The sequence below is a fragment of the Nocardioides marmoriginsengisoli genome (assembly GCF_003725695.1).
GTDB lineage: Bacteria > Actinomycetota > Actinomycetes > Propionibacteriales > Nocardioidaceae > Marmoricola > Marmoricola marmoriginsengisoli.
The window spans coordinates 1-22814 of record NZ_RJSE01000007.1 but is presented as its reverse complement, the minus strand read 5'-3'; the positions used below and the strand labels follow the sequence as shown (position 1 = coordinate 22814).

Here is a 22814-nt window from a genome sequence, read left to right as displayed (position 1 = left end):
TCTTCCGGTGTCGCGTTAGTTGGTCGCGGCCCAGCCGGAGTCCGGCGAGTACGAGTACGCCGGCGCGAACTTGCCGTCGACGCTGCGGACGGCGAGGAACGGGAACGCGTTCCGGTCGCCCTGGTCGTCGAAGGAGATGTCCCCGGTGATGCCCTCGAACGAGACGTCGCGGAGCCGCTTGATCAGGTCCTTAGCGTCGAGCTTCTTCGGGTCGGCCTTCAGCGCCGCGACCAGGCCCTGCATGGCGTCGTGCTGGAAGATGCCGAACTGGCCCGGGTCGGCGTCGTACTTCGCCTTGTACTCGGTACGGAACTCGTCGGCCTGCGGGTTCTGGATCAGCGACGCCGTCGGGTACGAGATGATGCTGAGGTCCGGCAGCGTGACCGCGTCCGGGGCGGCGGTGAGCACGGTGGCGTCGATCGAGGACGCCCCGCCGACCAGCCGGTAGCCCGGCTTCAGCTGAGCCCACTGCTTCGCCAGGATGCCGAACTCGGGGTAGAAGCCGGTGTACACCAGGGTGTCGGCGCCGTCGCGGGCGACGCGGCCGAGCGCGGCGCGGTAGTCGTTCTGACCGGGCTGGATGGCGTCGTCGTAGACGATCTCGACGGTGCCCTTCTTCTCGATGTTCTCCTTGAGCGACTTCGCCACCGCCCGCGAGTACTCGGTGTTGTCGTTCATGATCGCGACCTTCTTCGACGCGAGCAGGTCGGCGACGTAGTCCGCGGTGACCGGGGCCTCCTGGTCGTCACGACCGATGTAGCGGGTGATGCCCGGGTACTTGGCGTCGGTCAGCTTGGGGTTGCTCGACACCGAGGCGACGAACGGCAGGTCGCCGTTGCGGTGGAAGACCTCGCTCGCCGGCAGCGCGGCCGAGGAGCAGAACCCGCCGACCACGGCGACGACCTTGTCGGTCACGAGCTTCTGCGCGGCCTGGGTGCCCTGCTGGGCCTCGCAGGCGTCGTCGGCGACGACGAGCTCGATCTTGCGGCCGTCGATGCCGCCGTCGGCGTTCACCTTCTCGACCACGAGCTTGGAGGCGCGGACCATGTCCTCGCCGTCCGCGGAGACGCTCCCGCTCATCGGAGCGAGCACGCCGACCTTGATGGCCCCGGATCCGCCGCCGGCGTCGTCGCTACCGCAGGCCGCGAGGCCGAGGAGCGACGTGGACACCGCGAGACCGAGGGCGCCGAGTCGTACGGCACGGTTGCTGTTCATTGAAAGGCTCTCCTCTTGGTTGATCGATCTCGCCAGGCTTTGCAGGTGCTCTGGTCCCGAAAACCAAGGCTTCAGATTGGCGATTGGATCCAAAATGCAGGATGTCGGCTCATCTGTCAACGGTTTCGGTGAGACTGGTCACAGGCTTTACGTCCCTGAAACAGTTCCGCGGTGCTAGGCTCCGCTTCGGATCCTGGATTCAATCTCAGAGGAGTTCGATGAACCCCGGCGTCTTCCAGAAACCCCCGACCCAGGTCGAGGCGGTGCTGCTGGAGCTGCGACGAGCACTGCTGGAGGGCGAGTACGTCGTCGGCTCCCGGCTCAACGTCGACGCGATCTCCAAGGAGCTCGGGGTCAGTCGCGCGCCGGTCCGGGACGCGCTGCGGATCCTCGAGGGCGAGCAGCAGGTCGTCTACGAGCCGCACCGCGGCTACGAGATCGCCGCGATGAACCTGGACGACCTCAGCGACCTCTACCGGATCCGGGAGCTCCTCGAGACCGAGGCGGTGGCGATCGCGGTGCCGCGGCTGACCCCGGCCCAGCTCGACGTGATCCGGCGCGCCGCCGAGGAGACCGCGCAGGCGCTCGCCGCCCACGACCGGGTCGCGGCGACGTACGCGAACCGCGCCTTCCACTTCGAGCTCTTCACCGCGCCGGGTCACGAGCAGCTGGTGGACACGATCCGGCAGACCTGGAACGCCGACGCGTACCGGTCGCTCTACCTCCAGGACGTGGAGAGCGCCACCGCCAGCGCGGCGGAGCACTTCGCGATCGCGGACGCCGCTGTCGCCGGTGACGTCGCCCGGGTGGTCGAGCTGCAGAACGCGCACCGCGACGGCGAGCTCAAGTCGCTGCTCCGGGTGGTCGGCGACAGCCTCGGCCGGCCGGCCGGCGAGGAGATGCCCTGGCGGGCGGTCACCTCAGCGGCGAACGGCCCCTGCTAGCCGGGTCGCGCACCAGTCGTTCGAGGAGGTCGACGGCGATCGTCAGCGAGCGCTCGTCGAGGTCGAACCGGTCGCTGTGGTGCCCGGACGGCAGGTCCGACCCGACGACCAGGTAGGTGCCACGACCGCCGGCGTCGCGGACCGCGTCGATCAGCCAGGACGCGTCGTCGCTGCCGCCGTCGTGCAGGAGCGCATCGGCCCGGTCCACGCCCGGTACGCCGGTCGCGACCTCGGCGACGTGCCTGACCAGCTCCGGGTCGCAGACCACGGACGGCGCCTTGCCGGTGGTCTCGACCTCGCAGCTCACACCGAACATCGCCGCCGCGGCGTCCAGGGCTGCCCGGGTGCGGGCCTCCAGGTCCTCGCACGCCGCGGTCTCGCTGGCACGGACCTCCAGGCGGAGCTCGGCCAGCGGAGCGATCACGTTGGTGGTGCCGGGCGCCACGAAGGAGCCGACGTTGACCCGGGTGTCGGCGGTGCCGTGCTGGACCAGCGCGTGCACGGCGAGGGTGGCGTGCGCCGCGGCCAGCAGCGCGTTGCGACCCGTCTCCGGCGCGAGTCCGGCGTGCGCGGCCCGGCCTCGGAAGGTCGCCCTCAGCTTGGTGGACGCCAGCGAGCCGTGCACGCCCCCGAAGACGGCACCGCTCGGCGCCCCCATCCCGAGGTGGAAGGTGTAGAGGTCGTCGACCCCGTCGAGGTTCTCGGGAATCGCCATCGCCCGGGCGCCCCGGAGTCCCTCCTCGGCGGGCTGGAAGATCAGCCGGACCGACCCCGGGAAGTCCCGCGACGCCAGCCGGTGTGCCAGCTCCAGCCCGATGGCGACGTGGCCGTCGTGGCCGCAGGCGTGCATCACCCCCGGCCGCTCCGAGACGAAGCCGGCCGCACTGGGCAGGTGGTCGGTGGCGGCCTCCCTGATCGGCAGCGCATCCAGGTCGGCCCTGATCGCGGTCGTGGGACCCGGCCGGTTGCCGTCGAGGCGGGCCACCACGCCGGTCATGCCGCCGCGCATGTGGTCGAGCGCGGCCCGCGAGTAGCCCTCTTCGACGGCCGCCCGCCACTCCGACTCGGTGTCCTCGGGGACTCCTAGCCGGGCCTCGCGGTCGAGCACCCGCTCGCCGACCCGGACGTCGAAGCCGAGGCCCTCGAGGTGCTCGGCCACGACCGAGGCGGTGCGGTACTCCAGGAAGCCGAGCTCGGGCCGTTGGTGCAGCTGCCGCCGCCAGGCGATGACGTCCATGCTCAGCGGTTCCGGTCGGGGCGCTCGTTGGCGGCCTGGTCGCTGACCAGCGCGGTCCCAGCGTCGAGGACGCGGCGACCGGCCAGGTAGAACTGCTCGAGACGGTGCGAGGACCGGTCCATCAGCAGGACGTCGGCGCGCGCGCCCGCGGTCAGCGCACCGGCGTCGGCCAGCCCGAGCCGGGCGGCCGGGTTCGCGCTGAACACCCGGACCAGCTGCTCGACCGGGACCAGGTCGGTCTCCAGGGCGCGGACGAAGGTGTCCAGCAGGAGGCCCGGCTGGTGGGTGAGCAGGGTGCCGTCGCCGATCCCGTGGTTGCCGCCGGCATCGGAGGAGATCGTCACCCGGTCCGGATCGACCTCGTCGAGGAGCCGGCGGATCGCCTGCTCGGGGGCGATCGCCCCGGGGAAGTAGTCCGGCCGGATGCAGGCCGTGACATCGAGGTTCACCCCCAGGCCGGCGAGGTGGATGCCCTCGGCCAGCACCGCCTCGTTCCAGTTCACGTGCGTGACCGTCACCGTGGTCGGGTCGACGTCGCCGCGGCTGATCGCGCGGCCGACGAGGGCGATGCTGGTCAGCGCGGGCTCGACGTGCAGGTGCAGGACCGGAGCGCGGCCGGCGGTCCGGGCTCCGCGGGCGGCCTCGCCGGCGAGTGCGGCCAGCTGGTGCCGGGTGGTGATGCTGCCGATGCCGCCGACCGCGGCCTTGACGCCGCGGACCTCGTCGAGCAGAGCCAGGTCGCGGCGGATGCTGCCGGTGACGGTCTCCGGCGGGTAGCCGATCTCGCCGGTGTACAGGTGCGCGCCGAACCCGTGCCGGCGGAGCCCCTTGACCCGGGCGAGGAGCGCTTCGGGTCGGCGTACCACCGAGTCGTTGCCGAGGCAGCCGACGACAGTGCCGACGCCGGCCTCGACGAAGCGCTCGACCGGGATCGGGAAGCCCTGGGTCTCCGGTCCGCCGCCACCGCCGCCGCCGATCGGGTGGCAGTGCTGGTCGACGAAGGCCGGGATCGCGCGGTGGCCCGAGGCATCGACCTCCACGGGCCCGAGCGCGACGGCGGCGCCCAGGTCGCCGCCGACCGCCGCGATCCGGTCACCGACCAGGAGGACGTCGCCCTGGTCGGTGATGCCGTGAGGAAGGACCAGCTCGGCCCCGCGGAGCAACGTCATCGGTGCGGTGTCGGGGGTGGCGTTCGGCATGGCGGCCTCTCCGGGTGCGTCGGGGTCAGATCAGGTGGGCGTCGTGCAGCCGTTCGTCGAGCGGGTCCTGCCACGCGGTCACGGTGCCGTCGGCGACGTCGGCCACCGAGACCGGCCCCCCGGCGAGGGAGGACTCCAGCAGCGCGATCGCGGCGGCGAGGTCCGCCGTACCCTCGGGTCCGCCGACCTCGGGGCTGGTGCCGCTGTCGACGGCGCGGGCGAAGTCGAAGATCTCGTAGGCGACGCCGTACCGGACCGGGTCGGTGATGTCGAGGGTGAGCGCAGCCGGGTCCCAGGTGCCCTCGGGCAGCCAGAGCTCGCGCTCCTGGGCGGACAACCCGTCGACCCAGGCGGCGATCGTCGCCTCGACCGGGACCCGCTCGCCGTCGTCGGGGGTGAACCAGCCGTCCTGCCAGCCTTCCCAGCAGGCCGACGAGACGCTGCCCCGGGAGCCGACCACGAACCGGCTGCCGACGGGTTCGCCGTGCCCGGCCATCGTCAGCGTCACCTGCGCGCTCAGCTTGTCGTCGAAGTCGACCCGGGCCAGGCAGGTGTCCTCGCTGGTGACGTGGGTGACGCTGCCGTCGTCGCCGACGATCTCCGGCTCGTAGGTCCGGACGGTCGCATCGACGGTGCGGGCCGGCCCGAACCAGTACTGCAGCAGGTCCATCTCGTGCACGCCCATCTCGAGCGCGACCAGCGAACCGGCCATGCTCTGGTCGCGGTACCAGGCGCCGCCGCCGGTCGGGTGCAGCATCGCGGAGGGGATCGAGAGCGTGCTCAGCGTGAAGTACGGCGTGCCGATCTCGCCGTCGCGGATCAGCGACCGGAAGGCGCGGTTGCCCGGCACCCGGCGGAAGTTCTCGGCGACGGCCAGGACCAGGCCGGCCCCCTTCGCCGCCTCGGTCATCAGCGTCGCGGACCGGACGGTGAGCGCGATCGGCTTCTCCACCAGCACGTGCAGGCCGCGGTCGAAGGCCTCGAGCGCGAGCGGCAGGTGCAGCGCGGTCGGGACGGCGACGTCGACGCCGGCGACGCCCGGGACGGACTCCAGCTCGCTCATCGACGCGACTGCCGGGACGGTGTCGCCGGTGAGCTCGCGGTACAGCGCGACGGCCTCGGTACGACGGACCAGGTCGCTGTCGCAGATCGCCGCCAGGAACGGGCCCGGCACCCCCCGGTTGCGGAGCGCCGCGAAGCCGCGGAGGTGGCGGAGGCCCATGCCACCGCATCCGACGAGCGCGATTCCGACTGGGTTCACCAGGTCACTCCCTTGTTCGTGTGGGTGCTGCTACGGAGTCGCCACCGGAAGGGCGGCGACGAGCTCGGTGTCCACGCCGATGCGTCCGAGCGGAGCGGCCTCGCCCGGCGAGCCGATCGGCTCGGTGCGCCCGGGCAGGACCTGGGTGAAGAAGACCTCGTTGTCGAGGGCGATCACGCGCTCGGAGTCCGGGACGTCCTCCAGCCGGACCACGGCGTTCATCGGGCACTCGGTCATGCAGGCGCCGCAGTCGATGCACTCGTCGGGGTTGATGTAGAGCTTCCGGTCGCCCTCGTAGATGCAGTCGACCGGGCAGACCGCCACGCACGAGCGGTCCCGGACGTCGACGCATCCTGAGCCGATCGCAAACGTCATCGCGGGCCTTTCCGGGCGTACCTGAATCGCTGTAGCATGGAGATTGGATCCAAGATACACTGCCCGCAAGGGTTGTCAACCGGAGTCCTCGCGATCGGAGCAGCGGTGTTGTCACGGCATCCGGCGACCGGATACCTGGCGGCGGTCAGCTCCGCGGTGACCTTCGGTCTCTCCGGCCCGGTCGCCCAGCCGTTGCTGCTGTCGGGGTGGTCCCCGGCGGCCGTCGTCCTGGCCCGGATCGTGCTCGGCACGACGATCACGCTGCCGTTCGCGCTCCGGATCGCACCGCCGCTGCGCACCTGGACCTGGCAGGAGGTGCGCGCGATCCTCGTCTACGGCGCCGTCGCGATCGCCGGCACCCAGTTCTGCTCCTACTCGGCGGTGGCGCGGATGGAGGTCGCGCCCGCGCTGCTGATCCAGTACTCGGCGCCGATCGCGATCCTGGCGTGGCTCTGGTTCCGGCACGGGCACCGCCCGCCGCCGCTCGCCTTGGGCGGCTGCCTGGTCGCGTTCGCCGGTCTCGCGATGGTGCTCGGGCTCTTCTCCGGCGTGCAGCTCGACCGGGTCGGAGTGATCTGGGCGAGCCTGGGGATGGTGGGCACGGCCATCTACTTCCTGGAGTCGAGCAACACGAGGACCTCGTTGCCACCTCTGGCACTGGTCTCCTTCGGGCTGGTGCTCTCGTTCGTCGTACTCGGCGGAGCCGGGCTGGTCGGCGCCGTTCCCCTGGAGGCGAGCACGAGCTCGGTCACCTACCTCGGCACCGAGGTCGCGTACTGGGTACCGCTGGTGACCCTGGGCATCCTGGCCTCGGGCTTCGCCTACGTGACCGGGGTCGTCGCAGCGCGCCGCCTCGGAGCCCGGACGGCGTCCTTCGTCGCCCTGCTCGAGGTCGTCTCGTCGCTGGCGTGGGTCACCGTCCTCTCCAGCCAGGGACCGACCACCCCGCAGTGGGCGGGCTGCACGCTGATCCTCGCGGGGATCATCCTGATCAAGCTGGTCGAGCCGGTCGTCGCGGCGGAGGAGCCGGCGCTCGGCCCGCACTCCTGATCGGGCCGGACTGGACGTATCCTAGGATTGGATCCATAATCCAATCAGGTCGATCTGATCCAAGGAGAACGATGAGCAACGCGGGCACCGTGATCGTCGGCGGCGGGATCGCCGGCGTCGCACTCGGCTACTACCTGGCCGCCCAGGGCGAGACCGGCATCGTGGTGCTCGAGTCCAAGCAGCTCGGCTCCGGGTGCACGGCCGGGTCGTTCGGCGGCGTGCGCCAGCAGTTCAGTACGCCGGCCGCCGTCGAGTTCGGCCTCCGCGGCCTGCGCTTCTGGAAGACCTTCGAGGAGACCTTCGACTGGGCCTGCCCGTTCCACGAGGACGGCTACCTGATGGTGACCGGCAACCCGGCGAAGTGGGACGCCCTGACCCGCGCGGCCGAGGTGCAGCGCGCAGCCGGTGCCCCCGACGTCCACCTGGTGCCCGCCGCCGAGCTGACCACGGTGGTGCCGTGGCTCGGCACCGAGGGCCTGATCGGCGGCAGCTGGTCGCCGGGCGACGGCCGGGTGAACCCGACCGACGGCCTGCAGGGCATCGTGCGCGCGGCGCGACGGCTCGGCGTCACCTTCCGCCAGGGGCAGCCGGTCAACAGCATCATCAGGACCCCGGCCGGCTGGCTCGTGGACGCACCGGCGCCCGTGGTCGCGGACCGGGTGGTGATCGCGGCCGGCCTCGGCACGCCGGCCCTCGCCCGCGCCTTCGGCCTCGACCTGCCGATCACCCCGATGACCGTGCACACCGGCTTCACCACCCCGATGCTCGGCGACCAGCCGCTGCCGCTGACCATCGACCTGGACAAAGGGTTCGAGGTCGAGCGCGAGACCGACGGCGCCTGCTTCACGATCGTCTCCGGCCGGTCCCCGGAGAACTACTCGGCGACCGACATGCTCGAGGAGTTCGGCGAGGCGGCGATGGTCCGGGCGCCGGTGTTCGCCGAGGCCGGCATCCAGACCACGATCACCTCGTACGCCGACGAGACCGGCGGCGACGGCCAGCCGTTCGCCGGGCAGGTCGAGGACGGCCTCTGGGTGCTCGCCGGCTTCGACGCGCACGGCACGATGATGGGCCCGTCCTTCGCCGAGTTCCTGGCCCGGTTGATGGCCGGCCACGCGGACCCGGTCGTCGACGCCGCGACGTACGACCCCTGGCGGACGCCGACGACGGTCGAGTGGATGCGTTCGGGGAGCCACCACTAGGCATGGAGAGCGGGTCGATGAGCACCGAGGTCGCGATGCCGCTGGACGGCATCCTGGTCGCCGACTTCAGCCGCGTGCTCGCCGGACCGCTGGCGACCGCGACCCTCGCCGACCTCGGCGCGACCGTGGTGAAGGTGGAGCGACCCGGGCAGGGCGACGACACCCGGCACTGGGGCCCGCCGTGGACGGAGAGCTCGTCGAGCTACTTCGAGTCCGCGAACCGGTCGAAGCACTCCGTCGAGCTCGACCTCGCCGATCCCGGCGACCGGGCGCTGGCCGCCGAGCTGGCTGCCCGTGCCGACGTGGTCATCGAGAACTTCCGGGACGGGGCGCTCGCGCGCCACGGTCTCGACTACGACGCCGTACGAGCCGCCAACCCCGCTGTCGTGTACTGCTCGATCACCGGCTTCGGCAGTGCCGGCGGCGCCGCACTGGCCGGGTACGACTTCCTGGTGCAGGCGGTCGGCGGACTGATGAGCATCACCGGGGAGGCCGACGGCCAGCCGGTCAAGGCCGGGGTCGCCCTGGTCGACGTGCTGACCTCGAAGGACGCGGTCGTCGGCGTGCTGGCCGCGCTGCGGTCCCGGGACGTCGACGGGGTCGGGCAGCGCGTCGAGGTGAACCTGCTCTCCTCGCTGCTGGGCTCGCTGGTCAACCAGGCTTCGGGCCACCTGAGCACCGGCGCGGTGCCGACCCGGATGGGCAACCGGCATCCGTCGATCGCGCCGTACGAGACCTTGGCGTGCGCCGACGGACCGGTCGCGATCTGCTGCGGGAACGACGCGCAGTTCCGGGCGCTCGCCGCCGAGGTCGGCGCACCCGGCCTGGGCACCGATCCCCGCTTCGCCACCAACGCCGCCCGGGTCGAGCACCGCTCGCTGCTGATCGCTGCGCTCGAGGAACGGCTCGCCACCGCTGACGCCGCCGAGTGGAGCGACCGGCTCCAACGGGTCGGCGTCCCGGCCGGCCGGGTCGGCGACCTGGCCGACGCCTTCGCCCTGGCCGAGCAGCTCGGGCTCGACCCCACCGTCGACGTCGGTCGCGGCACCCCTCAGGTGCGCAGCCCGTTGCGGTTCTCGGCCACCCCGATCACCCGGTACGACGCCCCGCCGCGCCTCGGCGAGCACAACACCCAGGTCCGCCAGTGGTTGGCGGACGACGACAGCAAGGAGATGCACCCGTGAACGCGCTTTCCAGGATCGACGAGCTCGCGAACCTCGACCACCTGTTCTCCGCCGACGAGCTGGCGGTCCGCGCGACGGTGCGCCAGGTCTGCGCCGACAAGGTCGACCCGTACGTGGCGACCTGGTTCGAGACCGGCCAGCTCGACGACGTCCGCGGTCTGACCAAGGAGTTCGGCAAGCTCGGGCTGCTCGGGATGCACCTGACCGGCTACGGGTGCGCCGGCATGTCGGCGACCGAGTACGGGCTGGCGTGCCTGGAGCTCGAGGCGTCCGACTCCGGGATCCGGTCGCTGGTCTCGGTGCAGGGATCGTTGGCGATGACGGCGATCTGGAAGTGGGGCAGCGAGGAGCAGAAGCAGCAGTGGCTCCCCGGGATGGCGGCTGGCGAGCTGATCGGCTGCTTCGGCCTGACCGAGCCGGACGTCGGGTCCGACCCGGGCAGCATGCGCACCCGGGCCCGCCGCGACGGCGCCGACTGGGTGCTCGACGGCCGGAAGATGTGGATCACCAACGGCAGCGTCGCCGACGTCGCCATCGTCTGGGCCGGCACCGAGGAGGGAGTCCGCGGGTTCGTCGTACCGACCGACACTCCTGGGTTCTCCGCTCCGCTGATCAAGCACAAGCTGTCGCTGCGGGCCTCGGTCACCAGCGAGCTGGTCCTCGACGGGGTACGCCTTCCGGCGGACGCGGTGCTGCCCGAGGTCACCGGACTCCGCGGCCCGCTCGGCTGCCTGAACGAGGCCCGCTACGGCATCGTCTGGGGCGCCCTCGGCGCCGCCCGTTCCTCGATCGAGGCCGCACGCGCGTACGCCGCCGACCGGGTGCAGTTCGGCCGGTCGATCGACGGGTTCCAGCTTACCCAGCAGAAGCTCGTCGAGATGACGCTGGAGTACACCAAGGGCGTGCTGCTGGCGGCCCACCTCGGCCGACTGAAGGACGCCCACCTGAGCCGTCCCGAGCAGGTCTCCCTGGGCAAGCTCAACAACGTCCGGGCCGCCCTGGAGATCTGCCGGACCGCCCGCACGATCCTCGGCGCGAACGGGATTTCGCTGGAGTACCCGGTGATCCGGCACATGAACAACCTGGAGTCGGTGCTGACCTACGAGGGCACCGTCGAGATGCACACACTGATCGTGGGGGAGAAGCTGACCGGGCAGTCGGCGTTCCGCTGACCGGTCAGTCCTCGTAGTAGTACCGCGGGTTGCGCCGCCCGGTCATCGCGCGGCGCTCCCGCGGCGAGGTCGCGCCCCACATCCCGTCGGTGACGCCGACGTCCAGGGCGAACTGGAGGCAGGGCTCGACGACGGGGCAGCCGAGGCAGACCGCGCGAGCCAGCTCCAGCTGGGCCGGAGCGGTCCCCTTCTCCCCGACCGGGAAGAAGAGCTCCGGGTCCTCGTCCGCGCAGGCTGCGGCCTGCGTCCAGTCGGAGTCCTCGGGGACCCGGAGCCGGGACGCGACGGGTGCTGCGGTCGCGGTCACGCCCAGTCGACGCTGTAGTACTGCGTCTCCTGGAAGGCCTTGATCCCTTCGCTGGCGCCTTCGCGGCCGAGACCGCTCTGCTTGGTGCCGCCGAACGGAGCGGCCGGGTCGGAGACGATGCCCCGGTTGATGCCGACCATGCCGGTGTCGAGGCGCTCGGCGATCTGGAGCGCGTCCCGGACGTCGCGGGAGAAGACGTACGACGCCAGCCCGAGCTCGGTGCTGTTGGCCTGCTCGATCAGCTCGTCCCGGTCCCGCCAGGTGATGATCGGGGCGACCGGACCGAAGATCTCCTCGGAGACCAGTGCCGCGTCCGGGCGGACACCGGTGAGCACCGTCGGCGGGTAGTACCAGCCGTGCTCGGGGACGTGCGCCCGGTGCGCGATCGTGGCACCGTCGGCGACGGCCTCGTCGACCAGGCGACCCACCCCGGCGACGGCGCGCTCGGAGACCAGCGGGCCGACCTGGGTGTCGGGGGCGTAGCCGGGACCGACCCGCAGCGCCTCGACGGCGGCACCGAAGCGGGCGGTGAACTCGTCGGCGACCGCGTCGTGGATGTAGAGCCGGTTGGCCGCCGTACAGGCCTGGCCGCCGTTGCGGAACTTGGCGAGCATCGCACCGCGGACCGCGGCGGCCACGTCGGCGTCGCCGGTCACGATGAACGGCGCGTTGCCGCCGAGCTCCATGGTCGTGTTGAGGACCCGGTCGGCGGTCTGGCGCAGCAGGGTGCGCCCGACCGCGGTGGAGCCGGTGAAGGAGAGCTTGGTGACCCGCTCGTCGGTCAGCCAGGTGGAGACGACCCCGGCCGGGTCGGTGGTGGCCACGATGTTCACCACGCCCGCGGGGGCGCCGGCCCGGGTGAGGATGTCGCCGATCACCAGGGCGGTGAGCGGGGTCTCCGCCGCCGGCTTCAGCACCACCGTGCAGCCGGCCGCCAGCGCCGGTGCGATCTTCCGGGTCGCCATCGCGGCCGGGAAGTTCCAGGGCGTCGCCAGGGCGGCGACGCCGACCGGCTTCTGCGTGACCAGGGTGCGGGTCCCCCCTGCCGGCGCGACGCCGTAGTCGCCGTCGATCCGGACCGCCTCCTCGCTGAACCAGCGGAAGAACTCGGCCGCGTAGGTGACCTCGCCCCGGGCGTCGTCGAGCGACTTCCCGTTCTCCAGGCAGATCAGCGCGGCGAGCTCCTCGCGCTCGGCGATCATCAGCTCGTACGCGCGACGCAGCACCTCCGACCGCCCGCGCGGCGGCGTCTGCGACCAGGCCGGGAAGGCGGCTGCCGCAGCGTCGACCGCACGGGCGGCCTCGCCGGTACCGCCGTCGGCGACCTCGGCGATCAGAGCCGTCGATGCCGGGTCGTGGACCGCGAACGTCGTCGCGGTGCCGACGAACTCCCCGTGGATCAGGACTCCGGTGGGAAGGTCGGCCGGCAACACCAGGTCGGCGGGGACGGCGTGCTCAAGGGTGGTGGTGTTCAACGATGGTCCTTAGGGGTAGAGCCCGCGCTGCAGGTGCGCTTGGGCGACTCGTTCGACGGCGAGGCAGGTGGCGGCCGTGCGGAGCGGTACGTCGAGCTTGAGGGCGTGCTCGCTGACCCGCTCCCAGGCCGAGGTCATCCGCTGCGCGAGCCGGCTCTCGACCTCGTCGACGGACCACCAGTACGCCTCCTTGGCCTGGACCCACTCGAAGTAGGAGACGATCACGCCGCCGGCGTTCGCCAGGATGTCCGGGACGACAAGGCGGTCCGCCGCCTGCAGGATCGCGTCGGCCTCCGGGGTCGTCGGGCCGTTGGCGCCCTCGACGATCACCCGGGCCCGGACCCGGTCCGCGTTGTCGGCGCGCAGGACGCCCTCGACCGCGGCGGGGACCAGCAGGTCGACCTCGAGGAACAGCAGCTCCTCGGCGTCCATCGGCTCACTGCGGGCGAAGCCGACCACGCTGCCGGTGGCGTCGACGTGGTCCTCGAGGGCCGGGATGTCGAGCCCGGCGGGGTCGCCGATCGCGCCGTACTGGTCGGAGACCGCGGTGACCCGGGTGCCGGCCTCGGCGAGGAAGCGCGCGGCGTACCGGCCGACCTTGCCGAAGCCCTGGACCGCGGCGGTCGCCGAGGCCGGGGTGATCCCGCGGGACTCCATCGCGGCGAGGGCCACGTGCACGACGCCGCGGGAGGTGGCCGTGCTGCGGCCGAGCGATCCGCCCAGGCTGAGCGGCTTGCCGGTGGTGACGCCGAGGACGGTGTAACCCTGCTGGACGGAGTAGGTGTCCATCAGCCACGCCATCGTGCGCTCGTCGGTGCCGATGTCGGGAGCCGGGATGTCGCGCTCGGGACCGATGATCGGGCTGATCTCGCTGGTGTAGCGGCGGGTGACCCGCTCCAGCTCGGCCTGCGAGTAGTTCCGCGGATCGATCCGGACCCCACCCTTGGCGCCGCCGTACGGAACGTCCAGCAGGGCGCACTTCCAGGTCATCCACATCGCCAGCGCGCGGACCTCGTCCAGGTCCACGTCCGGGCTGTAGCGGAGACCGCCCTTGGCCGGACCGCGGGAGAAGTTGTGCTGCACCCGGTGACCGGTGAAGAGGTCGATGGTGCCGTCGTCGCGTCGCAGCGGGATGCTGACGGTGACTTCCCGGCGAGGAGTCGCGAGCATCTTGAAGACGCCCTCCTCGTAGCCGAGCAGGTCGGTCGCGTCGCGCAGCTGGGTGCGGGCGTCGTGGAGCGGGCCCGCGGGGACCTGGAGCAGGTCGGCCGTCGCGGTCATGCCCGGGTCTCCGCGAGTACGGACTCGAGGACCTCGAGGCCGGTGGTGAGCAGCTCGTCGCTGATCGAGAGCGGCGGCAGCAGCCGGAGCACGTTGCCGTAGGTGCCGCAGGTCAGCACGATCACGCCGCGCAGGTGCGCCGCCGCGGCGACCTGCTTGGTCAGCTCGGGGTCGGGGGTGCCGGCGGCGTCCTTCACCAGCTCCACGGCCACCATCCCGCCGCGGCCGCGGACGTCACCGATGCGCGGGTCGGACTCCTGCGCCTTCCGGAGACGGCCGAGGGCCAGCTCGCCGATCTCGCGCGCGCGGGCGACCAGGCCGTCGGCCTCGATGGTCTCGATCGCAGCCAGGGCCGCGGCGCAGGCGAGCGGGTTGCCGCCGTAGGTGCCGCCGAGGCCGCCGACGTGCGCGGCGTTCATGATCTCGGCGGTGCCGGTGACCGCCGAGAGCGGCAGGCCGCCGGCGATGCCCTTCGCGGTGACGATCAGGTCGGGGACGATGCCCTCGTGGTCGCAGGCGAACAGGTCGCCGGTCCGGGCGAAGCCGGTCTGCACCTCGTCCGCGATGAAGACCACGCCGTTCTCCCGGCACCACGCGACCAGCGCAGGCAGGAAGCCGGGCGCGGGCTCGACGAAGCCGCCCTCGCCCTGGATCGGTTCGATGATCACGGCGGCGAGGTTGCCGGCGCCGACCTGCTTCTCGATCAGGTCGATCGCGGTGCGGGCGGCCTCCGGACCGCTGACGCCACCGTCCCGGTACGGGTACGAGGCGGGGACCCGGTAGGTCTCGGGCGCGAACGGACCGAAGCCGGACTTGTACGGCATCGACTTCGCGGTCAGCGCCATCGTCAGGTTGGTGCGGCCGTGGTAGGCGTGGTCGAACGCGACGACCGCCTGGCGCTTGGTGTGCGCGCGGGCGATCTTGACGGCGTTCTCGACGGCCTCGGCACCGGAGTTGAAGAGCGCGGTGCGCTTCTCGTGGTCGCCCGGCGTCAGCCGGTTGAGCGCCTCGGCGACCTCGACGTAGCCGTCGTACGGGGTGACCATGAAGCAGGTGTGCGTGAACGCGGCGACCTGGGCGGTGACCGCGTCGACGACCCGCGGCGCGCTGTTACCGACGGTCGTGACCGCGATGCCCGAGCCGAGGTCGATCAGCGAGTTGCCGTCGACGTCGACCACGACCCCGCCACCGGCAGCGGCGGCGTAGACGGACAGGGTGGTGCCGACGCCGTCGGCGACGGCAGCGGCCTTGCGGGCGGCGAGGGCCTGGGACTTGGGGCCGGGGATGGCCGTGACCAGGCGGAGTTCCTGCGGAAGATCGGTCATAGGAGAATCCTGGATCCAATTATCCATGCTGTCCAATGCTCATTTCGATCAACCTCTATGCTTTACAGGCATGATCGAGATCCGCTCGCTGCGCTACTTCCTGGCGGTCGCCGACGCCGGCTCCGTCACCGCGGCCGCCGACCTGGTGCACGTCACCCAACCGTCGTTGTCCCGCCAGATCCGGGCCCTGGAGCGGCTGCTCGGATTCGACCTCTTCGACCGGTCCGACAAGCGCCTGGTGCTGAACTCCGCCGGCCGGCAGTTCCGCGGCGCCGCCGAGGAGCTGGTCGCCCGGTTCGAGCTCGTCGAGCGGACCGCCGCCGACATCGCCAGCGGCAAGCTGACCTCCGTCCGGCTGACCGCGACCCGGACGACGATGCGCGACGTGATCGCCCCGTTCCTGGCTGGCTGGGGACCGGAGGACCCGATGCCCACCTTCCAGGACGAGCTGCCCGCCGACATCTACGAGACGCTGACCCACGGCGCCGACCTCGCCATCGGCACCGAGCGCCCCAGTGACGCGCTCGAGTGGATCCCGATCGCACGGCTGCCGGTCTGGGCCTTCGTGCCGGCCGGCCACCCGTGGGCCGGTCGCGATCGGGTCCGGCTCGCCGACGTCCTGGACGAAGAGCTGCTGGTCCTCTCCGAGGAGCACCAGTCGCGACGGGCGCTGGACGCCGCCGTACGGGCTGCGGGTCTGGGGTACCGCGAGCAGCCGGTCGAGCTCTCCACCCCCGAGGTCGCGCAGGCGATGGTTGCCGCCGGCCGCGGCGTCACCGCGCTCTCCGACGACCCGCGCTTCGGCCTGGTCCCGGTGCCGATCGGCCCCCGGGACGACACCGTCTCGGTGCGCCTGTACGCCGCCTGGGCGCGGGACCACCACGCCAGCGCGGCACTCGGCGCGATCGCCGCACGGCTGCGCGAGTTCTGCATCGGGACCTACGGACCCGAGGCCGCCTTCGACCGTTGAGACCTCTTGAGTAGTCACTACTCAAGCCACCGCCCGGGTTCCAGGTCTAGCGTCGGTCTGCTCTGCGACCCGCCGCCAATCTTGGGAGGCCCCATGCCCGTCCGCCGTCTCGTCTCCGCCCTCGCCGGGGTCCTGGTGATCGGGGCGGTCACCGTCGCCCCGACCACGCCGGCCGTCGCGGCGAGCCCGGTCGCGGAGAGTGACCAGTTCAGCATCCTGGAGAACGAGACGCTCCTGATCCCCTTCGACCAGCTGCTCCAGAACGACTACGACCTCGACGACGACACCTTGTCGGTGACCGGCGTGCAGGGAGCCGTGAACGGCCAGCTCACCTTCGAGACCGGGCGGGTCATCTTCCGTCCGACGCTCGACTTCCACGGCGCCGCCCAGTTCCAGTACCTCGTCAGCGACGGCGACGTCACCGAGCTCGGACTGGTGCAGATCGACATCGCCGACGCGCCCGACTGCGGACACCTGACCGGTGCTCTCGACGGCGCCGCCATCGTCTCGGGTTCCTGGCCGCGGTGCGCCGACGACTCGTCCACGCTCGACGCGCACGCCGAGCAGAGCCTGATCCCGACCGCGCTCCCCGAGATCAACGGCTCGGTGGCGCTGATGACCACCGGGCTGGCGGCCTCGGCAGCCACCCCCGGCGGCCCGGACACCGGTGAGGTCTGGGGGAGCGTCGGCGTCACCGAGGGACACGGACTGGCTCGGGACGTCTCGACGTACAAGCTCACCGTGGACGTCCCGGACGACAAGAACTGCCTCTCCTTCGACTACGTGATCGGCTCCGACGAGTTCGTGCCGGAACCGGGTTTCTCGCCGGCGGCCGACGGCTTCGTGGCACAGCTGGACTCCGACGACTGGTCGCAGAGCGGGTCGGGCGCCGACGGCCTCGGCGGACAGGACGCCTTCGTGGTCGACTCCCTCGGCACCGGCAGCCCGCTGCTCGCGCCGGCGCAGTGGACCGGTGACCCCAACGGCACCGGGTACGCCGGGCTGACCGGGCTGCGCACCGCCACCGTCGGCGTCACCCCCGGAGTGCACCACCTCTACCTCTCGGTCTTCGACGGCCCGCTCTCCGCCAACGCCGACGCCGAGGTCGACACGGGAGTGTTCCTCGACAACCTCCGGCTGCACGCGGACGAGCACGGCTGCGCCTCCCGGATCAACGCGCTGCCGACCGCGGTCAACGACTCGCTGCTGGCCTACGTGGACACCAGCAACCCGCTGGCGCTCACCGCGAACGACACCGACCCGGACGGCAACAGCCTGCAAGCCGTCGCGATCACCGTCGCGCCCGAGCACGGCACGGCCACCTGCGCCCACGGCAGCTGCCGCTACACGCCGGCGCCCGGGTACACCGGCCCGGACACGCTGACCTACCGGATGACCGACGGCCGCGGCGGCTACGACACCGCCACGGCTGAGATCGAGGTGGTCGCGAACCCGGTCGCCGGGATCGACCCGACCGGCATGACCAGCACCTCGGTGTCAGCGGTCGTGACCCGGCTCTCCGGCGACCTCGCGGTGGGCGAGCAGATCCAGCTCCTGGTCGGCCCGACGGAGGCCACCCAGGTGGTGGTGGACACCGACACCAGCGACGCAGCCGGGCTGGTCCAGCTCTCCCACACGCCCACCCAGGCCGGTACCTTCCTGGTCAGCCTGCGCAGCGTCAGCAACCCGGACGTGCTGGTGCCGCTCGGGTCGGTCAGCTACGACCCGGACCCGGTGGCGTCGGTGACCGTCGAGGGTCCGCAGTTCGTGCGCTGCGACGGGTCGGCGTCGTACCAGGTGCGCGCGAAGCGCCAGTCCGGGGCCCCGGTCACCACCGGGCAGGTGGCGCTGGAGGCATCCTGGCTACCCGACCCCACCACGAACACGGTCTTCAGCACCGGCGAGTTCTCCGCGGCCGGTGTCGCCACCGTGGTCTTCACGCCGGGGACGTGCGGCCCGTTCGAGGTCACCTTCAGTCGCGGCTCGGCGTCCTTGGTCCGGACGGTCGTCGCGACCCCGAGCGTCGTCACCGCGGTCGGCATCACCGCGCCGCGAACCGTCGTGTGGCCCGCGGTCCCGACCGTCAAGGGCACCCTGACCGGCACCGACGTCGACCTGACCACCGCCCTCACCGAGCTGCGCCGCGGCCCGACGAACCCGCCCGTCCCGGTGCTGGCCGGCGGGCTCGTCCCGACCACCGCGGGCGCCGTCAGCCGGGTGCTGCCGCGGCCGTCGGCGCGGGCGTTCTACCGCTGGTGGGTGCCGGCGTACGCGCGCGGCTCGGCGACCGTGGCGATCGACGTCCGGCCGCTGGTGTCGATGGCGGCGCGCAAGAGCGCCAGGAAGGTGGTAGTCACCGGCCGGACCACCCCGGCCCGCGCCGGTACGCCGGTGCTGCTGCAGCGCCGGATCGGCACCGGGGCCTGGAGGACCGTGGCCCGGACCCGGACCCGGACCGCGACGCTGGCCCTCACGGTCGCCGCCGGGGCGTCGTACCGGTTCGTGGTGAAGGCCACCAGGAAAGGTGCCTCCTACCGGGTGCTGATCCCGGCGGACGCCGGCCGGGTGCCGGCGACCAGCGCGGTCCGGAAGGTGCGCTAGTCGGAGCGGACGTCGAGCGAGCCGTCGAGCTGGGCCCGGGACTCGATGCCGAGCTTGGCGTACGCCCGCGCCAGGTGGTTCTCGACCGTGCGCAGCGAGAGCGTCAGCCGGGTGGCGATCTGGGCGTTGGACTCGCCGGCCGCGGCGGCCTCGGCGATCAACCGCTCGCGCGGGCTGAGCGGGTCCGCGGCGATCCCGCGGAGCAGCGGCGTCACCGGGGAGCCGACCCGGGCGGCCTCCGCCGCCGCCCGCCGGCGTAGTGCCGCGGCCGGGCGGCCGGCCGCCGCCCGGGCAGCGGTGGCGTAGGCCTCGGCCGCGAACAGCCGGGCGCCGAGCGCCGCGAAGGCATCCCCGGCGGAGCGCAGCAGCTCCGCGTCCGCATCGGCAAGACCAGCGGCCAGCAGGTGCCGGGCGCGCGCCAGCGGCGCTCCGGTGGCCAGCTCCCCGAGCCGGTCGTCCAGTCGGGTGGGATCCCCCATCCGCAACCGCTCGTGGATGATCCAGGACTCGCTGCTGACCGCGTCGTCCGCGGCGGCGCGGTCCTGCCCGGCGCGCAGCAAGTCCAACGCCGTCGCCCGGGCACCGCGTGCGTAGGCGGCCCAGGCCAGCCCGATCGGGAGCTGGTGCAGCAGGAACCCGACCCCGTCCGGGAGGGTCCGCAACCGTTCCACCAGGTCGGCGTCCGGCTCGCGACCGCGGCTGCCGTCGCAGACGCAGAGTGCCCCCAGCGCCAGCCGTTCGCAGTCGACCATCCCGGCCGAGGTCGCCGCGACCAAGCTCCGTTGCGCCCAGGTGGCGGCGGCCTCCAGGTCGCCGGCCTGCAGCAACCCGGCCGCGACGTTGAGCGCCGCCCAGGCCCGGCCGACCACGATGCCGTCGGCGAGCGCCAGCGCGTGCGCCCGTTCGGCGTACTCGATCGCCTCGGGGATCCGGCCGTGCTCGCGGAGCGCGTGGCTCGCGATCACCAGGTGCTTGCTGCGGGAGCCGGGGACGCTGGACTCGAGCAGCTCGACCAGCTGCTCGTGGGCGCCGGTGGCGATGGTGATCGCCTCCGCGGTCCGGCCCAGCAGCGTGGTCGCGTGCGCCCGGCTGGTGGCCAGCATCGACGCGAGCGGCGGCGGCAGCTCGGCGGCGGGGACCGAGTCGAGCAGCCGGACGGCGTCCCCGGCCCGGCCCGCGTAGGCGAGTCCGTCCGCCTCGGCGATCGCGAATGCCTCGGTGACGAACGGCGCTCCGTCCGGGTACCGGCGGGCTTCGGCGTGCAGTGCCGCGGCCGCGCCGGGCTGGTCGAAGCGGCCCCAGAGCCGGACCTCGTGCAGCGTCACCGCGAGCACGATCGCCGCGGGGCCGGGTTCGGTCCGGGCCAGCGCGCCGAGCAGGGTGTCGGTCGCCGCGTCCAGCAGGCCGAGCTCGGCCTGGGCTCCCGCGAGCAGCCCGGCAGCCGCAGCCACCTGGTCCCCGGTGCCCGCGGCCAGCGCCGCCTCGGCCAGCCGGCAGGCGGACTCGGCGTTGCCGGCCGCGTTGGCCAGCCGGGCCGCCACCAGCAGCGAGCCGGGGTCGGCCGGCTCACCGGCGCCGAGACCCAGCACCGCCAGCCGTACCGGATCCGGTGCTGCGCTGCCGGCTTCCAGGGCGAGCTGCTCGCGCAGCACCGCGCGGCGGCGCAACGGCGAGAGCGGTTCCCAGACGACCTCGGCGTAGAGCGGGTGCACGAAACGGAGGACGTCCTGGTCCCACCGCGCGACGCCGGCCGCGCTCAGCGCGTCGAGCCCGGGGGCGTGTCCGGAGCGTTCGGCGGCCTCGACCGTCAGCGCGTCCGAGCCGGCGAGCAGCTCGGCCGCCGCGACTCCCGCCGCGGACAGGCCGTCCAGCCGGACGGCCAGCTGCTGGCGCAGGCCGACCGGCACCATCAGCGGCGCGGTCAGGAACCACCCGGAGGCGGACCGCTCGATGACTCCGCGGCTGCGGGCCTCGTTGACCAGCTGCGCGGCGAAGAGCGCGATTCCGCCGCTTCGCCGGCACACTTCCGCGGAGAGCCGTGCGTCCACCGCGCCGCCGAGCAGCTCGCCGACGAAGGCCTCCATCTCGGCACCTGTGAACGGCTCGACCACGACCACGACGACCCCCGGGTCGTAGCCGAACGCGGCGATCTCCTCGGGGAACCGACCGGCCTCGGTGCGCACGGTGGCGACCAGGGTCTGACCCGGCTCGCGGGCGGCCGTCAGTGCAGCGGCGCGGGCGTGGTCGTCGTACCGGTGCAGGTCGTCGACGACCACGAGACCCGGCTCCGCACCGACCAGGCCGAGCAGGTGCGACTTGCCGACACCCGCCTCGCCGGCGATCAGGATCACCGAGGTACCCGGGTCGTCCAGGGCGACGCGGACCACCTGGAGGGTGTCGTCGCGGCCGGTCGTCCCGAGAGGCATCTGCCGATTGTGACGGAAAGCCCCGGTCGTCGCCCACCCCTCCGCCGACGATCACCTCAGCACGTTCCGGCCGGCTCGCTGAGCACGACCTGGACGGTGTCTACGTTGCGGGCGCTCATCGGGTTCGCCGGTTCATCACGACCAGCACGCTCCTGCTCGGACCATCCCGCGATACGGGGATGCGAGGGGTGCCGGAACGAGCGTCCGACCAGCGGTCCGCTCACTGAGCCGACGCGTGCCGCACCTAGGATTGGTGCATGAGTTCCAGCGCCCCGGCCCCCCGTCGCATCTCCCACCGAATCGGCTCCATCGGCGAGTCCGCGACCCTCAAGGTCGACGCGAAGGCGAAGGGTCTCAAGGCCCAGGGGCGGCCCGTGATCGGCTTCGGCGCGGGCGAGCCGGACTTCCCGACGCCGGCGTACATCGTCGACGCCGCGGTCGAGGCGTGCCGCGACCCGAAGAGCCACCGCTACACCCCGGCCGGCGGCATCCCGGAGCTCAAGAAGGCGATCGCCGAGAAGACCCTGCGCGACAGCGGGTACGTCGTCGACCCGGCCCAGGTGGTCGTCACCAACGGCGGCAAGCAGGCGATCTACCAGGCCTTCGCCGCACTGCTCGATCCCGGCGACGAGGTCATCGTGCCCGCGCCGTACTGGACGACGTACCCCGAGGTCATCAAGCTCGCCGGCGGCGTCCCGGTGGAGGTCAGCGCCGACGAGACCACCGACTACAAGGTCACCGTGGAGCAGCTCGAGGCCGCCCGCACCGAGCGCACCAAGGTGCTCCTCTTCAACTCCCCGTCGAACCCGACCGGCGCGGTCTACTCGGCCGACGAGATCCGCGCGATCGGCGCCTGGGTCGAGGCCTCCGGGCTCTGGGTGCTGACCGACGAGATCTACGAGCACCTCGTGTACGACGACTTCGAGACCGGCTCGCTGCCGGTGCTCTGCCCCGAGCTCGCCGACCAGTGCGTGATCGTCAACGGGGTCGCGAAGACCTACGCGATGACCGGCTGGCGGGTCGGCTGGATCATCGGCCCGCCGGACCTGGTGAAGGCCGCGACCAACCTCCAGTCGCACGCCACCTCGAACGTCGCCAACGTCTCCCAGTGGGCAGCGGTCGCGGCGGTCGGCGGCGACCTCCAGGCGGTCGCCGAGATGAAGGTGGCGTTCGACCGCCGCCGCAAGACGATCGTCGCGATGCTCAACGAGATCGACGGGCTGGTCTGCCCGGAACCGAAGGGTGCGTTCTACGCCTACCCGTCGGTCAAGGGGATGCTCGGCAAGGAGTACGACGGCCGCGTGATCGAGACCTCGGCGGAGCTCGCCGAGTACATCCTCGACACCGTCGAGGTCGCGCTCGTCCCCGGCGAGGCGTTCGGCTCCCCGGGCTACCTCCGCCTCTCCTACGCCCTCGGCGACGACGACCTCGTCGAGGGAATCACCCGCCTCCAGAAGCTCTTCGCCTGATTCGTCGAATGGGCCCGAAAAGCCCGTTGAATAGGCCCAAGAAGGGCCTGTTCAACCGACAGTGACGGCCTATTCAACGTGCCTGTTGGGCCTGTTCAGCGGGGGGTGGGGTGCCCGTAGG

General features: G+C 72.3%; 18 protein-coding genes. 8 read left to right on the top strand and 10 right to left on the bottom strand.

What is annotated here, in order from left to right; translation table 11 throughout:
• Positions 1-15: 15 nt before the first annotated feature.
• Complete coding sequence (locus EFK50_RS08775; RefSeq protein WP_123227208.1) at positions 16-1215, bottom strand: branched-chain amino acid ABC transporter substrate-binding protein; 1200 nt, start codon at positions 1213-1215, stop codon at positions 16-18.
• Between the two features lie 218 nt (positions 1216-1433).
• Here EFK50_RS08775 and EFK50_RS08770 point away from each other — a divergent pair, with 218 nt between their 5' ends.
• On the top strand, positions 1434-2159 hold the full coding sequence (locus tag EFK50_RS08770) for a GntR family transcriptional regulator (protein WP_183407738.1): 726 nt from the start codon (positions 1434-1436) through the stop codon (positions 2157-2159).
• Here the strand turns inward: EFK50_RS08770 and EFK50_RS08765 are convergent.
• The 4 genes from EFK50_RS08765 to fdxA are packed head-to-tail and all read right to left on the bottom strand — an operon-like array spanning position 2131 to position 6231.
• Positions 2131-3396 carry an amidohydrolase gene (locus tag EFK50_RS08765; RefSeq protein ID WP_123227206.1) on the bottom strand — a complete coding sequence of 422 codons (1266 nt, stop codon included), beginning with the start codon at positions 3394-3396 and terminating at the stop codon, positions 2131-2133. The two genes, EFK50_RS08770 and EFK50_RS08765, sit on opposite strands and share 29 nt — an antisense overlap.
• Positions 3397-3398: 2 nt before the next feature.
• Positions 3399-4595 carry an amidohydrolase family protein gene (locus tag EFK50_RS08760; protein WP_123227205.1) on the bottom strand — a complete coding sequence of 399 codons (1197 nt, stop codon included), beginning with the start codon at positions 4593-4595 and terminating at the stop codon, positions 3399-3401.
• 25 nt (positions 4596-4620) lie between these two features.
• Positions 4621-5856, bottom strand: a complete 1236-nt coding sequence (locus EFK50_RS08755; RefSeq protein WP_148046105.1) for a Gfo/Idh/MocA family protein — start codon at positions 5854-5856, stop codon at positions 4621-4623.
• A gap of 30 nt (positions 5857-5886) precedes the next feature.
• Positions 5887-6231 carry a ferredoxin gene (gene fdxA, locus EFK50_RS08750; protein WP_123227203.1) on the bottom strand — a complete coding sequence of 115 codons (345 nt, stop codon included), beginning with the start codon at positions 6229-6231 and terminating at the stop codon, positions 5887-5889.
• Positions 6232-6336: 105 nt separating this feature from the next.
• Here fdxA and EFK50_RS08745 point away from each other — a divergent pair, with 105 nt between their 5' ends.
• The 4 genes from EFK50_RS08745 (at position 6337) to EFK50_RS08730 (ending at position 10839) form a co-directional block, all read left to right on the top strand.
• Complete coding sequence (locus EFK50_RS08745; protein ID WP_183407737.1) at positions 6337-7281, top strand: EamA family transporter; 945 nt, start codon at positions 6337-6339, stop codon at positions 7279-7281.
• A gap of 71 nt (positions 7282-7352) precedes the next feature.
• Positions 7353-8483: an NAD(P)/FAD-dependent oxidoreductase gene (locus EFK50_RS08740; RefSeq protein WP_123227201.1), complete on the top strand. Its 1131-nt coding sequence runs from the start codon at positions 7353-7355 to the stop codon at positions 8481-8483.
• A 17-nt stretch (positions 8484-8500) separates the two neighbouring features.
• Positions 8501-9667, top strand: a complete 1167-nt coding sequence (locus tag EFK50_RS08735; protein ID WP_221177335.1) for a CaiB/BaiF CoA transferase family protein — start codon at positions 8501-8503, stop codon at positions 9665-9667.
• Positions 9664-10839 carry an acyl-CoA dehydrogenase family protein gene (locus EFK50_RS08730; RefSeq protein ID WP_123227200.1) on the top strand — a complete coding sequence of 392 codons (1176 nt, stop codon included), beginning with the start codon at positions 9664-9666 and terminating at the stop codon, positions 10837-10839. The genes EFK50_RS08735 and EFK50_RS08730 overlap by 4 nt, the downstream gene beginning before the upstream one ends.
• A 4-nt stretch (positions 10840-10843) precedes the next feature.
• On the opposite strand, the gene EFK50_RS08725 is transcribed toward EFK50_RS08730, so the two are convergent.
• Genes EFK50_RS08725 through gabT form a run of 4 tightly spaced genes read right to left on the bottom strand, consistent with a single transcriptional unit; the run spans position 10844 to position 15227 of the window.
• Positions 10844-11146, bottom strand: coding sequence for a WhiB family transcriptional regulator (locus EFK50_RS08725; RefSeq protein ID WP_123227199.1), 303 nt, complete (start codon positions 11144-11146; stop codon positions 10844-10846).
• Positions 11143-12621, bottom strand: coding sequence for an NAD-dependent succinate-semialdehyde dehydrogenase (locus tag EFK50_RS08720; RefSeq protein WP_425454379.1), 1479 nt, complete (start codon positions 12619-12621; stop codon positions 11143-11145). Before EFK50_RS08720 ends, EFK50_RS08725 begins: the two co-directional genes overlap by 4 nt.
• 9 nt (positions 12622-12630) lie before the next feature.
• A complete protein-coding gene (locus EFK50_RS08715; protein WP_123227198.1) occupies positions 12631-13902 on the bottom strand; it encodes a Glu/Leu/Phe/Val family dehydrogenase in 1272 nt (423 codons plus the stop codon).
• Positions 13899-15227 (bottom strand): 4-aminobutyrate--2-oxoglutarate transaminase, encoded by a 1329-nt coding sequence (gene gabT / locus EFK50_RS08710; RefSeq protein WP_123228589.1) that lies wholly within the window; start codon positions 15225-15227, stop codon positions 13899-13901. The genes EFK50_RS08715 and gabT overlap by 4 nt, the downstream gene beginning before the upstream one ends.
• A 70-nt stretch (positions 15228-15297) precedes the next feature.
• Here gabT and EFK50_RS08705 point away from each other — a divergent pair, with 70 nt between their 5' ends.
• On the top strand, positions 15298-16197 hold the full coding sequence (locus EFK50_RS08705; RefSeq protein WP_183407736.1) for a LysR family transcriptional regulator: 900 nt from the start codon (positions 15298-15300) through the stop codon (positions 16195-16197).
• Positions 16198-16290: 93 nt separating this feature from the next.
• Positions 16291-18798 carry an Ig-like domain-containing protein gene (locus EFK50_RS08700; RefSeq protein WP_123227196.1) on the top strand — a complete coding sequence of 836 codons (2508 nt, stop codon included), beginning with the start codon at positions 16291-16293 and terminating at the stop codon, positions 18796-18798.
• Here the strand turns inward: EFK50_RS08700 and EFK50_RS08695 are convergent.
• A complete protein-coding gene (locus EFK50_RS08695; protein ID WP_123227195.1) occupies positions 18795-21224 on the bottom strand; it encodes a helix-turn-helix domain-containing protein in 2430 nt (809 codons plus the stop codon). The two genes, EFK50_RS08700 and EFK50_RS08695, sit on opposite strands and share 4 nt — an antisense overlap.
• 257 nt (positions 21225-21481) lie before the next feature.
• On the opposite strand from EFK50_RS08695, the gene EFK50_RS08690 reads away from it, so the two are divergent.
• Positions 21482-22693, top strand: a complete 1212-nt coding sequence (locus EFK50_RS08690) for a pyridoxal phosphate-dependent aminotransferase (RefSeq protein WP_123227194.1) — start codon at positions 21482-21484, stop codon at positions 22691-22693.
• The last annotated feature ends 121 nt before the right edge of the window (positions 22694-22814 follow it).

What these genes read in the sequence shown, in the direction of transcription:
- fdxA (WP_123227203.1), bottom strand. Translation starts at nt 6,231, where the DNA reads ATGACGTTTGCGATCGGCTCAGGATGCGTCGACGTCCGGGACCGCTCG.
- EFK50_RS08735 (WP_221177335.1), top strand. Translation starts at nt 8,501, where the DNA reads ATGAGCACCGAGGTCGCGATGCCGCTGGACGGCATCCTGGTCGCCGAC.
- EFK50_RS08700 (WP_123227196.1), top strand. Translation starts at nt 16,291, where the DNA reads ATGCCCGTCCGCCGTCTCGTCTCCGCCCTCGCCGGGGTCCTGGTGATC.
- gabT (WP_123228589.1), bottom strand. Translation starts at nt 15,227, where the DNA reads ATGACCGATCTTCCGCAGGAACTCCGCCTGGTCACGGCCATCCCCGGC.
- EFK50_RS08695 (WP_123227195.1), bottom strand. Translation starts at nt 21,224, where the DNA reads ATGCCTCTCGGGACGACCGGCCGCGACGACACCCTCCAGGTGGTCCGC.
- EFK50_RS08690 (WP_123227194.1), top strand. Translation starts at nt 21,482, where the DNA reads ATGAGTTCCAGCGCCCCGGCCCCCCGTCGCATCTCCCACCGAATCGGC.
- EFK50_RS08760 (WP_123227205.1), bottom strand. Translation starts at nt 4,595, where the DNA reads ATGCCGAACGCCACCCCCGACACCGCACCGATGACGTTGCTCCGCGGG.
- EFK50_RS08715 (WP_123227198.1), bottom strand. Translation starts at nt 13,902, where the DNA reads ATGACCGCGACGGCCGACCTGCTCCAGGTCCCCGCGGGCCCGCTCCAC.
- EFK50_RS08770 (WP_183407738.1), top strand. Translation starts at nt 1,434, where the DNA reads ATGAACCCCGGCGTCTTCCAGAAACCCCCGACCCAGGTCGAGGCGGTG.
- EFK50_RS08740 (WP_123227201.1), top strand. Translation starts at nt 7,353, where the DNA reads ATGAGCAACGCGGGCACCGTGATCGTCGGCGGCGGGATCGCCGGCGTC.
- EFK50_RS08705 (WP_183407736.1), top strand. Translation starts at nt 15,298, where the DNA reads ATGATCGAGATCCGCTCGCTGCGCTACTTCCTGGCGGTCGCCGACGCC.
- EFK50_RS08775 (WP_123227208.1), bottom strand. Translation starts at nt 1,215, where the DNA reads ATGAACAGCAACCGTGCCGTACGACTCGGCGCCCTCGGTCTCGCGGTG.
- EFK50_RS08765 (WP_123227206.1), bottom strand. Translation starts at nt 3,396, where the DNA reads ATGGACGTCATCGCCTGGCGGCGGCAGCTGCACCAACGGCCCGAGCTC.